This window comes from Mesorhizobium humile, assembly GCF_033977215.1.
GTDB classification, from domain to species: domain Bacteria; phylum Pseudomonadota; class Alphaproteobacteria; order Rhizobiales; family Rhizobiaceae; genus Mesorhizobium; species Mesorhizobium humile.
This window is the reverse complement of sequence record NZ_JAVIIV010000015.1, coordinates 1-15,524: the sequence shown is the minus strand read 5'-3', so window position 1 is coordinate 15,524 and position 15,524 is coordinate 1. Positions and strand designations below refer to the sequence as shown.

The window sequence follows — 15,524 nt, the reverse complement described above, 5'->3', positions numbered from 1 at the left end:
CAGTCGTGAAGAAGGTGCATTGAAATTTGTATGATGTCCTATATCATACGTCGAACTTGAGCTGCAAGGCGCTCCGACGCCGCATGGGAGTTGCTAAATGAAAATCGGCTTCATCGGACTTGGCGTCATGGGTGCGCCGATGGCCCGGCATCTCCTCGATGCCGGGCAAGCGCGGAGGCCGACCATTCTTCACTCGTTCGGACCCTCGAAATCCTCAGTCATCACGACCTCTCAACCGGAAAGGAATAACCGATGCGCGGAACCGGCAAGGCCGATGTTTTCGTCATGCTGGCCCATCCCGTGGGCCATGCGAAAAGCCCCGGCATCTTCAACGAGATCTTCGAGCAGAAGGGGCTCGACAGCCTGATGGTGCCGCTGAGCTGCCGCCCGGAGGACTTCGACACGTTCTGGGCCGGCATCACGGCGGCCGAGAACATCCGGGGCGTGATCATCTCGGTCCCCTACAAGGTCCCGGTCTTCCACAAATGCGCCGCCGCCCATGACCGCGCCGCGCGCGTGCAGAGCGCGAATTCCGTGCGCCGGCAGGCGGACGGCACCTGGTATGCCGACAATTTCGACGGCGTCGGCTTCATCGAGGGACTGAAGGCCGGCGGACACCGGATCGCCGGCAAGCGCATCCTTCAGGTCGGCGCCGGCGGCGCCGGCGCTTCACTGACCTACTGCCTTGCCGAGGAAGGCGCGTCGGAAATCCGGCTGGCCGATATCGACAGGGAGCGCGCGCAAAAGCTCGCTTCGCTGGTCAGCAAGACTTTCCCCAACTGCCGCATCGAAGTCGGGGAACCCGATCCGTCCGGCATGGATATGGCGATCAACGCCACGCCGTCCGGGCTGAAGGCCGCCGACCCGCTGCCGATGGATGTGAGCAAGCTGACGCCGGAAATGACGGTCGTCGACATCATCATGGAGCCGGCCGAGACGGCGCTGCTCAAGGCGGCGAAGGAGATCGGCTGCCGCATCCAGCCGGGACGCCCGATGATGGATTTCCAGGTCGAGGCCATGGCCGAATTCTTCGACATAGAGCGGAAGGATCGCCGCCATGGCTGACGCACCGACCGCCGTCGTCATCGGCGGCACGTCCGGCATCGGTCGCGCGATCGCCGAGCGCTTCGCCGGGGATGGCTACCAGGTTGTCGTCGCCGGCCGCGATGCCATCCGAGGCAAGGAAGCGGCAGGCGCTTGCGAGAGCGCCGGCGCGCCAAGCGCCATCTTCGTGCAGACCGATGTCGCCGATCCCGACTCGGTCGAAGCGTTGGCGCGAGATGTCAGCAATGCCTTCGGCACGCCGCATGTCGTGGTCAACTGCGCCGGCATCCTGCAGAGCGGCAAGCACGTCCTCGACCAGGACCTCGATGAAGACGAGCGGATGTGGCGCATCAATTATCGCGGCACGCTGCTTGGCTGCCAGGTGTTCGGCCGATTGATGTCGGCCGCCGGCCGCGGCGCGATCCTCAATGTCGGCTCGCTCGCTTCCTTCGCGCCGCTGTCGCTGCCGTCCTACACGCCGGGAAAGCATGCGGTGTTGGCGCTGACGCAGATGCTGGCCGCCGAGCTCGGCCCGCATGGCGTCCGCGTCAACGCCGTGGCGCCCGGCTACACGCTGTCGGATGGATTGAAAGCAAAGATCGAGAAGGGCGAGCGCAACCCGCAAGCCATTCAGGCCACCACCGCGCTGCGCCGCTTCGTCGAACCGCGCGACGTCGCCGAGGCAGCCTTGTTCCTCTGCTCCGACCGCGCCGCATCGATCACCGGCGTCACGCTTCCGGTCGATGCCGGCTGGCTCGTGCAGGCGCCTTACGCGCAGTACCTGCAAGGCAATCCCATCCGGCAGACGCCGGTAATCTGAGAGAGAACCAAGTGAGCGACATCCAACGCTTCGACTTCGACACCCGCATCCATCACGGCGTCATCCACAACGGCACGCTCTATTTGACCGGCCAGGTCGCCCGGCCGGGCCAGTCCGCGGCCGACCAGATGCGCGAGGTGCTCGGCAAGATCGACGCGCTGCTCGCCAGGGCAGGCACCGACAAGACGCGCATTCTCCACGTCCAGATGTGGCTGGACGACGTGCGCGATTTCGACGAGGTCAACACGGTCTGGGACGCCTGGATGCCGAAGGAACACGCGCCGGCGCGGTCCTCCGGCGAAGGCCGGATGGCCAAGCCCGGCATGCTGGTCGAACTGATCGTCACCGCGGCGGTTTGAATGGTCCTGCCGGTTCGGGCATCATCCCGAATCTGGGTCGAGCGCTTCAGCGTTTCACGGAAACGCCGAACCGCTCTATCTCTTTGTTTCTACGCAATTCCGGACGGAAAACCGTTACACACTTTTCCTGGAATTGCTCGCGGGGAGACTGATGACGAAGCGCAAGCCGCTTTCCACCGTCGTGGCGGAGAGCCTGTCCGAAAAGATCCGCTCCGGATCGCTGCTGCCCGGCGCGCAACTGCCGACGGAGGCGGAGCTTTGCGCCGAATACGACGTCAGTCGCACCGTCGTGCGCGAGGCGGTGGCGCGGCTGCGCTCCGAGGGCATGGTCGTGCCGCAACAAGGGCGCGGCATGTTCGTCAGCGAAACGCCCGCGCCGCGCAATTTCTCGATTCCGGACGAGGCTCTGCGGACATTGCCGGAGACCATCGCTTTGCTCGAATTGAGGCTGAGCGTGGAAATCGAGTCCGCCGGGCTCTGCGCGGAACGGCGAACCGACAAGGAGGCACGCGACATCCGCGCCATGATGGATGAGATTGACGCCCGGCACGCGGACCCCGCCGCCGTCCAGATCCACTACGATTATGATTTCCACCTCGCGGTCGCCAAGGCCGCGCGCAATGAATTCATCCACGGCTTCCTGAGCTATCTCGGGCCGATGATCGTGCCGCGATTCCAGCTCGGCTATGTGGTCGAGCCCGCGCTCAAGGACAGCTACTACGCGCGCATCCACAGCGAGCACAAAGCGATCGTCGATGCCATCGAACGGCAGGACGCAAGCAAGGCCCGCCAGGCGATGCGCAAGCACCTGCAGAACAGCCTGGGTCGCGTGCGTGCGCTGGCGAAAGCCTCGGGCATCGAGGCAACCGAGGCAGAGCAGAAAGCAGCCGCCGCCTCGCTTTTCACCGAGCTGAGAAAGCCCTTGCCGACAGCCGGCTAGTTTCGCCGACGTCGATGTCGCTCGCCTCAGTCGCCGCGCGCCCCGCCGGCTGTTTGCGAAAGCCATGTTTTTTCTCGGTTCGCGATCAACGGCCCGCTCTCGAACGCTGAAGACGTTGTTTTCCTTGGGCTGTCTGCATTTGCCGCCGCACAGGGAGGTTGGAATATTCCGGTCGTCAGCAAGGCTCTCGAAAGTTTATCTTTCCTTTTTGCTGGTTTTCTTGGTTTCGCGGCACCGGCCCGCGCCGCACACTGAAAACCAGGCAAATGAGGAAGCCGCAAATGGGGAAGCCCAAGTGACGACAGCCTTCATCACCGGAGCGACGAGCGGCATAGGACGGGCGATGGCGATCGCGCTGAGCGACGCCGGCTACGAGGTCTATGCGGTCGGCCGCAGCCAGGCGGCGTTGAAAGCCCTGCAAGGCGAGCGTCCGGGCATCGTTCCCATCGCCGTCGACGTCACCGATCGCGAGGCGCTGGAATCGGTGCTGGCGGACCTCACCATCGACGTGCTGATCAACAATGCCGGCATCATGCCGCCGCTCGGCAATTTTGCCGACATGAAGATCGCCGACATCGACGCCACGCTGGAGGTGAACCTCAGCGCCGCGATCCTGCTCACCCGCCTCGTCGCGCCGCAGATGCGCGAGCGGCAGTCGGGACACATATTGTTCACCGGCTCCGTCGCGGGCCATGCCGCATTCTCCAACATCGCCGTCTATGCGGCCACCAAGGCGGCGATCTCCGGCTTTGCCGGCGCGCTGCGCGCAGACCTCTCCCCTTCCGGTGTGCGCGTCACCGAAATCGTCGCCGGGCGTGTCGAGACGCAACTCTACCAGGACATCCTCGACGCCAAGACGCGCGCCGCCATGTACGCCAGCAAGGTGGTGCAGCCCGACGACGTGGCCAGGATGGTCGTCGCGGTGCTCGCGTTGCCGGCATGGGCCGACGTCACCCGTTTCGACATCATGCCGACCTGGCCGACCTCGCCCAGCGGCACCAAGTAAGGAAAACTGGAATGAAGGATCTTTCCGTTCTGATCGTTGGTGGCGGGGCCGGCCTCGGCGCGCTTTTGGCCCAGATGGCTGTCGAGGCCGGGGCGGCAAAGGTCGGCATCATCGACATCAACCAGCAGGCGGCGGAGAGCGCGCTTGGGCCGGCGAAGGCCAAGGGCCTGCCGACCGCAGCGGCCACGTGCGACATCCAGGTCGGCCCGCAGTGCCATGCCGCCTTCGACGCCATCGTGGCCAAGCTCGGGCGCGTCGACACGCTGATCAACTGCGCCGCCATCTATCCGCGCCGACCGTTGCTCGAAATCACCGACGCCGACTGGGACGCCTCGAACGGCATCAACATCAAGGGCACCTACCACATGATGGTGGCGGCGGTCCGCCACATGCAGGCGCAAGAGCCGAAGGATCATGTGCGCGGGCGGATCGTGAACCTCACCTCCGTCGACGCCTTCAAGGCGCATCCGCAGAACGCCCATTATGCCGCGACGAAGGCAGCCGTCGTCAGCCTGACGCGGTCCTTCGCGCACTACGTCGCCAAGGACGGCATCCTGGTAAACTCCGTGGCGCCGGCCGGCATGGCTACCGAGAAGGCCAAGGCCCTCGGCTTCCTCGAGGAACTGGCCAAGGCAAGCCCGCTCGGCCGTGGCGCCGAGCCCACCGAGATCGCCGAATGGGTGCTGATGACGGGTGGCCCCAAGAACACCTACATGACCGGCGAAAATGTAATTGTTTCAGGCGGTTATATCTACGCATAGGACCTCGGCGGTCTGACGCCGCCGGCATGTGGCAGTGCATGATTGACGGAGCTCGAACGAAAGGAGGCGGAACTACCATGACCGGCAAGCTTCGCCTTCCTTCGCTGAACGCGCTTCGCGTCTTCCACGCCGTGGCGCAGCACAAGAGCTTCCGGCAGGCGGCTGACGAGCTCCTGGTCACGCCGCAGGCGGTCGGGCAGCAGATCAAGCTCCTGGAAGACACGCTTCAAGTGACGCTGTTCGAGCGCAAGGGCCGCTCGATCGAACTGACCGAGTCGGCGATCCTGCTCTCGCACTACGTCAAGGCCGGCTTCGACGAGTTTTCCGAGGGCGTGCGCCGCGTCACCAAGTCGAACTACCGCGACCGCATCAACCTCAATGCGAGCCCGTATTTCGCCACGCATTACCTGCTGCCGAGGCTTTCGCTGTTCCGCGAAATGCTGCCGGGAGCGGACCTGCGCCTGACCACAATGGTCGACCTGCCCGACTTCGGTCGCGACGACATCGATATGACTGTGCAGTGGGGCTACGGCAACTGGCCTGACTACGAGGTCACGCTGCTGGTGCCGGACCCGAAGATCATCTGCTGCACGCCGGCGATCGGCGAGAAGATCAACTCGGCGCGTGATCTGACGAAGTTCACGCTGCTCGACACGGTCAAGTCGAAGCGCCTGTGGCCCGACATATTGCGGCACCTCGGCGTGGAGCTGACCGACAGCGACCGCAGCATCAGCTTCGACGACGCGGCGACCATGCGCCGGGCGACCTTGCAAGGCATCGGCGTCGGCCTGGTCTCCGTCATCGACGCCGAGGAGGATTTCCGCTCCGGCGCGCTGGTCGCGCCGATCGGCCGCGACGCCATCGCCGATATGAAACCGGAGGAAGTCCCCGGCTTCTATCTCGTCGTCCCGCGCGGGCACCTGCGCGTCAAGGCGGTGGCCGCGCTCCATCGATGGCTGGCCCAGGAAGATTGGCGCAGCGACCTCAAGCTCTCCTTGCCGAAACCGGCCCCGCTTTCCGACTGACAAGCGGCTTCGAGACCGGGCTCCGACAACCGCTTGCGGGGCTCCAACAACAAGAAACGGAACAACCTCAACGGAGCGAGCGCACGCGACAATTCCTGTCGCAGGTCCTTGGTCATTGAGCCGGACGCCCCAACTGTCTATTACGCGGCTCATCCGATATCTCAGGTACCCAGATGGCTGATCTCGTTATCGCATTGCAGGCAATCCTCGGACCGAAAGGCTGGCTTTCGGGCGCTGATGCCGAGCCCTACCGCCGCGATTGGCTCGACCGCTACGGCGTAGCGCCTCTTGGCGTTGCCCGGCCTGCCAGCACCGCTGAGGTGGCGGCAGTCGTAAACATATGCAGGGAGGCGGGCGTAGTGGTGATCCCGCAAGGCGGGAACACGGGCCTGTGCGGCGGCGCCGTCGCCGATCAGGCGAACGCGGTGATCGTCTCGCTTTCGCGCATGACGGCGATCGGCGAACCGGACCTGGACAGCGGCTCGATTATCGTCGACGCAGGCGTCGTGCTTGCCGCGCTGCACGAGACGCTGGAACCGCATGGGCTGATGTTTCCGATGCATCTCGGCGCCGAAGGCAGCGCCAGGATCGGCGGCCTGATCGGCACCAATGCCGGCGGCAGCCAGGCGTTTCGCTTCGGCATGATGCAGGATCTGGTGCTCGGCCTCGAAGTCGTGCTGCCGGACGGCACGGTGTGGGACGGTCTTCGCGCGGTGCAGAAGGACAATGCCGGCTATCAGCTGCGCAAGCTGTTCTGCGGTTCGGAAGGCACGCTCGGCATCGTGACGCGCGCGGTGCTGAGGCTCTATCCCACGCCAAAGCAGCAGGCGAGCGCGCTTTTGGTGATGTCCGATTTCGCCGCCGCCGTGTCCTTCGGCGCCTTCCTGCGCGGCGAGGCCGGAGAATTCCTCGCCGGCCTCGAGTTCTTTTCGGATGTCGGCCTGACGCTCGCGCTCAAGCATCTGCCGGATCTTGCCTATCAGCTGGAGACAAGGGGCGACGTCTATCTGCTCGTCGAGATAGCGTCGGGCTCGACGCGCGTCCCTCTCGACGAGATCCTGGCTTCGACGCTGGAATGGGGCATGGAGCAAGGCCTGGTCACGGATGGCGCGCTGGCCACATCGGGCGCGCAACGGGCGCAGTTCTGGCGCCTGCGCGAAGAACAGCCGGAGGGCCAGCGGCTCGAGGGTGAGCAGCTCAAGCACGACATCTCCGTGCCGCCGGGCGCGATCGCCCGCTTCATCGAGGCCGGCGCGAAACTGTGCCACGACATTCTTCCGGGCGTGCGGATCAACCCGTTTGGCCATCTCGGTGACGGCAACATCCACTACAATCTGTCGCCGCCGGAAGGCCACGCCGATTTCGACGGCAAGGGCGCGGCGTTCGCCGAGGCGCTGGCTGCTTTGGCCACTGGCATGGGCGGCAGCTTTGCCGCCGAGCACGGGCTCGGCCGCGCCAAGATCGCCATGGCCGACCGTAACCGCAGCTCAACCGAGCGGGCCCTCATGGCCCGGCTCAAACGCGCATTCGATCCGCAAGGGACGATGAACCCCGGTGTCTTGGTCCGGACTCCATAGCAAAGAAAAACTTTCCTATCGATCGCATTTCTTGATTTCGCGCCGGCCCGCCGCGGTGCAGGTATAGTTTCAAGGGCAGGCCCGGTCCGTTTGCCGCCAGCTTTAGAGCATGATCCCGAAAAGTGGGGACCGGTTTTCGGAGAAGACCATGCTCCAACAAAGAGTTGGATCAGGATGGCGAAACGTCATCCTGATCCAGGAGGATGCCGAAGCATGGTCCGCAATGGCGGTCGCCTTCTTGTCGAGTGCCTCATTGCCTTGGGTGCCACCAAGAGCTTCGGCGTTCCCGGCGAGAGTTATCTGGCCGTCCTCGACGCGCTGCACGATACGCATGGCAAGCTCGACTATGTGCTTTGCCGCAACGAAGGCGGCGCGGCTTTCATGGCCTCGGCCTATGGCAAGCTCACCGGCTCGCCGGGCATCTGCTTCGTGACCCGCGGCCCGGGCGTGACCAATGCCAGCATCGGTGTGCATACCGCGATGCAGGACTCTTCGCCGATGATCCTGTTCGTCGGCCAGGTCGGCACCGACATGAAGGGCCGCGAAGCCTTCCAGGAGATCGACTACCGGGCGGTCTACGGGACCGTCGCAAAATGGGCGGTCGAGATCGACGACGTCGCGCGCCTTCCCGAGATCGTGGCGCGCGCTTGGACCACCGCCTTGACCGGCCGGCCCGGCCCCGTCGTCGTCGCACTGCCAGAAGACATGCTGACGACCATGACCGATGCCGCGCCGCTCAGCGGCCCTGCTTCGATTTTCGAGGCCGCTCCGTCGCAGGATGCCATTGCGTCGGCGCTGAACATGCTGGCCGCGGCGGAGAAGCCGGTGCTGCTCATGGGCGGCGCCAACTGGACGGCGGATGGACGCGCCGCGCTCCAAGCCTTCGCCGAGGCTTCCGACCTCCCCGTGGTTGCCGCCTTCCGCTATCAGGACCAGTTCGACAATCATTCGCCGGTCTTCGTCGGCGAGGCCGGCGTCGGCATGGTGCCGCATGTCAAGAACCTGATCCGCGAGGCGGATGTGATCCTGGCGGTCAATGTCCGCTTCGGTGAGATGACGACGGACGGCTACACGTTGCTCGACGTTCCGGTGCCGCGCCAGAAGCTGATCCATGTCCACGGCTCCGACCGCGAGATCGGCAAGATCTACGTGCCCGCGATCGGCATCCATGCCGGCCCGAATGCCTTCGCCAAGGCCCTGTCCCCGGTAAAGGGTGGCTGGGCCGACTGGCGCGCGGCGGCGCGCAAGGCCTATGAAGGCACGTTCGCAGCACCCGTCCAGCCCGGTCCCGTCGACATGGTCGCGGTCACTGCCTGGCTGCGCGAGACCTTGCCGGCCGACGTCATCCTCACCAACGGCGCCGGCAATTTCACGGTATGGCCGAACAAGTTCTTCAAGTTCGGGCCGAAGGCGCGGCTGCTTGCCCCGCAATCCGGCGCGATGGGCTACGGCCTGCCGGCGGCAGTTGCCGCGAAGGTCGCATACCCGAACCGCACGGTGGTCTGCTTTGCCGGCGACGGCGACTTCCAGATGAATTGCCAGGAGCTCGGCACCGCCATGCAGGCCGGCGCGCAGCCGATCGTGCTCATCATCAACAACGGCATCTACGGCACGATCCGCGCGCATCAGGAGCGCAACTATCCGGCCCGCGTCTCCGGCACCTCGCTGGAAAACCCCGACTTCGTGGCGCTGGCGAAGGCCTATGGCTTTCACGCCGAGCGCGTCGAAACCACTGGGGATTTCGCGGCGGCGTTCGAACGGGCGCTGCAGTCGGCGACCGGCGCCGTCCTCGACATCGCCATCTCGCCCGAAGCGCTGACGCCCCGGCAGACCCTCTCCCAGATGCGCGACGCCGCGCTCGCTTCGCAGAAGGCCTAGGCATGACCTCCAGATCAGACGACATCCGTCTCGGCGCGGACATCGGCGGCACCTTCACCGACATCGCGCTCGATGTCAGGGGAATGATGTTCTCCACCAAGGTGCTGACCAATTATGCGGCGCCCGAGCAGGCGATCCTCGACGGCATCGACGTCGTCATCCGCGATGCCGGCATTTCGGCGGCCGAGATCGGCATCATCATCCATGGCACGACGCTCGCCACCAACGCGCTGATCGAGCGGCGCGGCGCCAGGACCGCGCTGGTCACGACGGAAGGGTTCCGCGACGTGATCGAGATGCGGACGGAGAACCGCTTCGAGCAATATGATCTCAATTTACAGCTCCCGACGCCGCTGATCCCGCGCGAGGCCCGCTTCACGGTCAAGGGCCGCATCGGCGCCGAAGGGCAGGAGCTGCAGCCGCTGGACGAAGCCGCGCTCGAGGAGATCGCCGATCGCATCGCTGCCGGCAATTTCGGCTCGGTGGCGATCGGCTTCATCCACGCCTATGCCAACCCCGACCACGAGCGCCGCGCCCGCCAGATCCTCGCTCGCAAACTCACCATCCCGATCTCGATCAGCGCCGAGGTCTCGCCGCAAATGCGCGAGTTCGAGCGCTTCAACACGGTCTGCGCCAACGCCTATGTTCGCCCGCAGATGGCCGACTATCTCGCCCGCCTGCAGACGCGGCTGAAGGATATGGGCGCCGACTGCCCGGTCTTCATGATCCATTCCGGCGGTGGCCTGATCTCGGTGGAAACCGCTTCGGAATTCCCTGTACGGCTGGTCGAGTCCGGCCCTGCTGGCGGCGCCATCTTCGCCGCCGACATCGCCCGACGCTTCGGGCTCGAAAAGGTCGTCTCCTACGACATGGGCGGAACCACCGCAAAAATCTGCCTGATCGAGGACTATGCGCCGCGCACGGCGCGGACCTTCGAGGTCGCGCGCACCTATCGCTTCTCGAAGGGCTCGGGCATGCCGATCTCCATTCCGGTGATCGAGATGATCGAGATCGGCGCCGGCGGCGGCTCTATCGCCTGGGTCGACGCCATGGGCCGCATCCAGACCGGGCCGGAAAGCGCGGGCTCGGAACCCGGCCCTGCCTGCTACGGCCGCGGCGGCAAGCGCCCGGCGATCACCGACGCCGACCTGGTGCTCGGCAAGCTCGATCCCGACAATTTCGCCGGCGGTGCGATCAAGCTCGACACGGCGGCGTCCGAACAGGCGATCCTGCGCGATGTCGGCGAGCGCCTGTCGCTGAACGCCATGGCGACGGCCTTCGGCATCTGCGAGGTGGTCGACGAGAACATGGCCAATGCCGCGCGCGTCCACGCCGTCGAGAACGGCAAGAACATTTCCGACAATCTGATGATCGCCTTTGGCGGCGCGGCCCCCCTCCACGCCGCGAGGCTCTGCGAAAAGCTCGGCATCGACCAATGCATCGTGCCGCGCGGCGCCGGCGTCGGGTCGGCGATCGGCTTCCTCAAGGCGCCGTTCGGCTACGAAGCCCTGGCATCGAAGCTGACGCGCCTGTCCCGCTTCAAGACGGCCGACGTGAATGCCCTGCTCGCCGACCTCAAAGACTCGGCCGAGGGGTTCGTGCGCACCGGCGCCAGCGGAAAAATCGTCTGCGAGATCACGGCCTTCATGCGCTATGCCGGCCAAGGCTGGGAAATCCCAGTGCCGCTGGCGGACGAGCCGTTCGGCGACGATGCCGTGGCAAAGCTCAAGGACTTGTTCGAGGAGAACTACCAGCGCTTCTTCGGCCGCGCCATCGAAGGCCTCGACGGGCTGGAGATCGAGATCGTCACCTGGTCGGTCAAGGCCACCGACGTTCGGCCTGCCGTAGCGAGGCATGAATTGACCAAAGGCAAGAAGACAACCGAGCCGGCAACGACGCGCGAGATCTTCGACCCGGTCAGCGGCGCCTCGCGAACTTATGGCATCGTCGAGCGCGACACGCTCTGCGCCGGCGACCGCGTGGCGGGGCCTGCCGTCATCGTCGAGCGCGAGACGTCCACCGTCGTCACCACCAGCTTCGACGCCGTCATCCAGAGCGAGGGCGCGATCCTCCTGATCCGCAAAGGCAGCCAGGCATGAGCGATATTGGCGAAATCCGCATGCAGGTCATGTGGAACCGGTTGATCTCGGTGGTCGAGGAGCAGGCGCTGACCTTGCTGCGCACTGCCTTCTCGACCTCTGTGCGCGAATCCGGCGACCTGTCGGCTGGCGTGTTCGACCCGCGCGGCCAGATGCTGGCGCAGGCGGTGACCGGCACACCCGGCCACGTCAACACCATGGCCGAAGCCGTGCTGCATTTCATGAACGCAATACCGCGCGAGGAGATGTTCGAAGGCGACACCTATGTCACCAACGACCCTTGGCTCGGCACCGGCCACCTGCATGACATCACCATGGTGTCGCCGTCCTTCCTCAACGGCGAGCTCGTCGCCTTCTTCGCCTGCACGGCGCATGTCGTCGATGTCGGCGGGCGCGGTTTCGGCGCCGACGGCAAGTCGGTCTATGAGGAAGGCATCCAGATCCCCATCATGAAATTCGCGGAAAAGGGCAAGGTCAACCTCGACCTCGTCCGCATCCTGCGCGCCAATGTCCGCGAGCCGAACCAGGTCGTCGGCGACTTCTATTCTTTGGCCGCCTGCAACGAGGTCGGCCACCGTCGCCTGACCGACATGATGAAGGAGATAGGCCTGATTTCGCTCGACGGGCTCGGCGACTTCATCTTCTCGCGCACCCGCGACGCCATGCTCGAACGCATCGAGGCGCTGCCGAAGGGAAGCTGGTCGAATGAGTTGGTGACCGACGGCTATGACGAGCCGGTCAAGCTTGCAGCCACGGTCTCGGTCCGCGACGACCACGTCGAGGTTGATTTCACCGGCACCGATCCGATGAGCCGCTGGGGCATCAACTGCCCGATCATCTACAGCAAGGCCTATGCCTGCTATGCGCTGAAATGCATGGTGGCGCCCGACATTCCCAACAATGCCGCCTCGCTCGCCTTCTTCACCGTGTCCTCACCGATCAACATCCTGAATGCGGTGCGGCCGGCGCCGGTGGCGCTCAGGCATATTTTCGGCCACATGGTTCCCGACCTCGTGCTGGGCGCCTTCGCCAAGGCGTTGCCCGGAAAGATTCTCGCCGAAGGCGCCGGCGCGCTCTGGAACATCCATATTTCGGCGCGTCCTGTCGCCGGCGGATCCGGACGTCGCGCCGAAGTGCTGATGTTCAACTCCGGCGGCATGGGCGCCCGCCCCGAGCTCGACGGCCTCTCGGCGACGGCCTTCCCATCCGGCGTCCACACCATGCCGATCGAGGCGACCGAGCATACCGGCCCGATCGTCATCTGGCGCAAGGAGCTGCGGCCCAACTCCGGCGGCGACGGGGAATTCCGCGGCGGCCTGGGACAGGTCATCGAGATCGCCGCGACCGACGGCCACGAATTCGACTTTTCGGCCATGTTCGATCGCGTCAATCATCCGGCCCATGGCCGCAATGGCGGCAGGCCGGGCGTTGCCGGCGTCGTCAAGCTCGACGACGGCACGAAGATGCGCCCCAAGGGCTGGCAGCATGTGCCGGCGGGACGCCGGCTGATCCTCGAACTGCCGGGCGGCGGCGGCTATGGCGATCCGGCCAAACGCAATGCGGCCGCACGAGCCAATGACCGGTCAAAGGGTTACATCACGGAGAACGACCGATGAGCTACATTGCTTCGCGCCTCTCGGTGGTGAAGCCCTCGGCTTCGATGGCCGCATCACAGGCCGCCAAGGCGTTGCGCGCCAAGGGCGTGGACGTGATCGATCTCGGCCTGGGGGAGCCTGACTTCCCGACACCGCATCACATCGTCGATGCCGCTCATTTCGCCGCCAAGGCCGGCCAGACGCTCTACACGGCCGCTGCCGGCACAGTTGAGGTGCGCGAGGCGGTAGCGGGAAAATTCCGGCGTGAGAACGGGCTGGACTACACGGCCGACGACGTCGTCGTCGCCAACGGCGCCAAGCAGATCATCTTCAACGCGCTGATGGCGACGCTCGAGGCCGGCGACGAGGCAATCCTGCCAGCGCCCTACTTCGTGTCCTACCCTGAAATGGTGAAGCTTCTCGGGGGAACGCCGGTCGTCGTGGAATGCCCTGAGACCACCGGCTTCCGGCTGACGCCGGCGCTACTGGAAAAGGCGATCACGCCGAGGACGAAGTGGCTGTTCCTCAATATGCCGGGCAACCCGTCCGGCGCCGTTTATTCTCAGTCCGATCTCAAGGCGCTGGGCGCGGTGCTGGCGAAGCATCCGCAGGTGCTCATCCTGTCCGACGAGATCTACGAGCACATCCTGTTCGACGGACGCGCGTTCGTTTCCTTCGGCAAGGCGTGCCCCGAGCTCAAGGACCGCACGCTGATCGTCAACGGCGTCTCGAAATCCTATGCGATGACCGGCTGGCGCGTCGGCTATGCGGCCGGGCCCGCGCCGCTTCTCAAGGCGATGTCGACGATCCAGAGCCAGTCCTGCACGTCCGTATGCTCGATCGCGCAGGCCGCGACGGTCGCCGCGCTCAACGGCCCGCAGGACGAGGTCGCGCGTTTCCGCCAGGCGTTCGAGGCGCGCCGCGACCTGGTCGTCGACGGTATCCGCAAGATCAACGGGCTCACGCTCTCGCCGCCGGAAGGCGCCTTCTACGCCTATATCGGCTGCGCCAGTCTGATCGGCCGCAAGACGCCCAAAGGCGTCGTGCTGGAGGACGACGCGGCCGTGGCGAATTACCTTCTGAACGAAGGGCGAGTGGCGTCGGTGCCCGGCGTCGCCTATGGACTGTCACCCTATTTCCGCATCTCGACCGCGACCAGCGAAGAGGTGCTGACCGAAGCGATCGCGCGGATCAATGCCGCCGTCGCGCAAGTGGAGTAAGTGATGCCGCAGTACGAACGTATCCTGATCACGGGCGCCGCCGGCCGGCTCGGCTCGCAGCTGCGCAAAGGGCTGGCGCCGCTGGCCAAGACGATTCGCCTGGCAGGCCGTGAACCGTTCGGCGATCTAGCGCCGCACGAAGAGGAAGCGGTGTTCGATCTCGCCGACATGGAAGCCACGATCGCGGCCACCAAGGACTGCGACGCGATCGTGCATTTCGGCGGCGCGCCGCTCGAATGCGAATGGCAGACCATCCTCGATTCCAGTATCCGCGGCTCCTACCACATCTATGAAGGCGCCCGGAAACACGGCGTGAAGCGCGTCATCTACGCCTCCTCGGTGCATGCCATCGGCTATCACGAGATCGAGGCGCATATCGGCGTCGACGCGCCAGTGCGCCCCGACAGCCTCTATGGCGTGTCGAAGAATTTCGTCGAGAGCCTCAGCCGGCTCTACTGGGATAAGTTCGGCATCGAAACGGTGTGCCTGCGCATCTTCTCGTCCTTCCCCGAACCGGCCGACCGGCGCATGCTGTGGTCATATCTTTCCTTCGCCGACTGCGTGCGCCTTGTCGAGGCCTCGCTGACCGCGCCGCGCGTCGGCCACACGATCTCCTTCGGCATTTCCAACAACAAGCTGAAGATGGTCGACAACAGCGGCGCGGACCACCTTGGCTTCATCCCGCAGGACAGCGCCGAGCCGTTTCGCGCCGCGGTCGAGGCCAAGACCCCTGTTCCCGATCCGAACAAGCCGTCGGTGAAATATCTCGGCGGCTGGTTCTGCGAGCTTGGCCACCCCGACGACAAGCCCGCCTGAACATCTCGTCTGAGCGGAACCGCGTCACGAAAGCAAAACGCCGGCAACTCGTTGAGTTGCCGGCGTTTTCAATGGAAGCTGGTTTTGGGGAGCGGCACTGGTTTTTGTCTTGTGGGGCCGGCGCCGGCTTGGCCTCTCAGGGCTGGCTACGAGAACGCCGGCGCGCGGCGGGGGTTGTATTTGGTTTTAGGGACAGGATTGGCTTTTTGTCGCACGGCGTCGGTTCGGCTCCTTGCGGGCCGCTGATGCAGGATCGCCGGCCCTGGCAGCACAAAGCAAAACGGCCCGCGCGAGGCGGGCCGTTTTTGAAGTTTGGTTGCGGGGACAGGATTTGAACCTGTGACCTTCAGGTTATGAGCCTGACGAGCTACCGGGCTGCTCCAC

The 15,524-nt window shown here is 65.1% G+C and carries 14 protein-coding genes; all 14 read left to right on the top strand.

What is annotated here, in order from left to right; genetic code table 11:
* Positions 1–97: 97 nt before the first annotated feature.
* Positions 98–367: an NAD(P)-binding domain-containing protein gene (locus RFM52_RS32850; RefSeq protein ID WP_320297004.1), complete on the top strand. Its 270-nt coding sequence runs from the start codon at positions 98–100 to the stop codon at positions 365–367.
* On the top strand, positions 253–1,065 hold the full coding sequence (locus RFM52_RS21220; RefSeq protein WP_320297005.1) for a shikimate dehydrogenase family protein: 813 nt from the start codon (positions 253–255) through the stop codon (positions 1,063–1,065). The genes RFM52_RS32850 and RFM52_RS21220 overlap by 115 nt, the downstream gene beginning before the upstream one ends.
* Positions 1,058–1,864 (top strand): SDR family NAD(P)-dependent oxidoreductase, encoded by an 807-nt coding sequence (locus RFM52_RS21215; RefSeq protein ID WP_320297006.1) that lies wholly within the window; start codon positions 1,058–1,060, stop codon positions 1,862–1,864. The genes RFM52_RS21220 and RFM52_RS21215 overlap by 8 nt, the downstream gene beginning before the upstream one ends.
* An 11-nt stretch (positions 1,865–1,875) precedes the next feature.
* Positions 1,876–2,223, top strand: a complete 348-nt coding sequence (locus RFM52_RS21210) for a RidA family protein (RefSeq protein ID WP_320297007.1) — start codon at positions 1,876–1,878, stop codon at positions 2,221–2,223.
* A 151-nt stretch (positions 2,224–2,374) separates the two neighbouring features.
* Positions 2,375–3,163: a FadR/GntR family transcriptional regulator gene (locus tag RFM52_RS21205; RefSeq protein WP_320297008.1), complete on the top strand. Its 789-nt coding sequence runs from the start codon at positions 2,375–2,377 to the stop codon at positions 3,161–3,163.
* A 295-nt stretch (positions 3,164–3,458) separates the two neighbouring features.
* Positions 3,459–4,169: an SDR family oxidoreductase gene (locus RFM52_RS21200; protein ID WP_320297009.1), complete on the top strand. Its 711-nt coding sequence runs from the start codon at positions 3,459–3,461 to the stop codon at positions 4,167–4,169.
* 11 nt (positions 4,170–4,180) lie between these two features.
* Positions 4,181–4,930 carry an SDR family NAD(P)-dependent oxidoreductase gene (locus RFM52_RS21195; RefSeq protein WP_320297010.1) on the top strand — a complete coding sequence of 250 codons (750 nt, stop codon included), beginning with the start codon at positions 4,181–4,183 and terminating at the stop codon, positions 4,928–4,930.
* A gap of 77 nt (positions 4,931–5,007) precedes the next feature.
* The gene (locus RFM52_RS21190; protein ID WP_320297011.1) at positions 5,008–5,955 is read left to right on the top strand and encodes a LysR substrate-binding domain-containing protein; all 948 of its coding nucleotides are present in this window, start codon (positions 5,008–5,010) and stop codon (positions 5,953–5,955) included.
* Between the two features lie 173 nt (positions 5,956–6,128).
* Complete coding sequence (locus RFM52_RS21185) at positions 6,129–7,532, top strand: FAD-binding oxidoreductase (RefSeq protein ID WP_320297012.1); 1,404 nt, start codon at positions 6,129–6,131, stop codon at positions 7,530–7,532.
* Between the two features lie 213 nt (positions 7,533–7,745).
* Complete coding sequence (locus RFM52_RS21180; protein ID WP_320297013.1) at positions 7,746–9,410, top strand: thiamine pyrophosphate-binding protein; 1,665 nt, start codon at positions 7,746–7,748, stop codon at positions 9,408–9,410.
* A 2-nt stretch (positions 9,411–9,412) separates the two neighbouring features.
* Entirely contained in the window at positions 9,413–11,509 is a 2,097-nt protein-coding gene (locus RFM52_RS21175; protein WP_320297014.1) for a hydantoinase/oxoprolinase family protein, read from the top strand.
* Positions 11,506–13,125 (top strand): hydantoinase B/oxoprolinase family protein, encoded by a 1,620-nt coding sequence (locus RFM52_RS21170; protein ID WP_320297015.1) that lies wholly within the window; start codon positions 11,506–11,508, stop codon positions 13,123–13,125. Before RFM52_RS21175 ends, RFM52_RS21170 begins: the two co-directional genes overlap by 4 nt.
* Complete coding sequence (locus tag RFM52_RS21165; protein WP_320297016.1) at positions 13,122–14,324, top strand: pyridoxal phosphate-dependent aminotransferase; 1,203 nt, start codon at positions 13,122–13,124, stop codon at positions 14,322–14,324. Before RFM52_RS21170 ends, RFM52_RS21165 begins: the two co-directional genes overlap by 4 nt.
* Before the next feature lie 3 nt (positions 14,325–14,327).
* Positions 14,328–15,140: an NAD-dependent epimerase/dehydratase family protein gene (locus RFM52_RS21160; RefSeq protein ID WP_320297017.1), complete on the top strand. Its 813-nt coding sequence runs from the start codon at positions 14,328–14,330 to the stop codon at positions 15,138–15,140.
* Positions 15,141–15,524 lie beyond the last annotated feature (384 nt).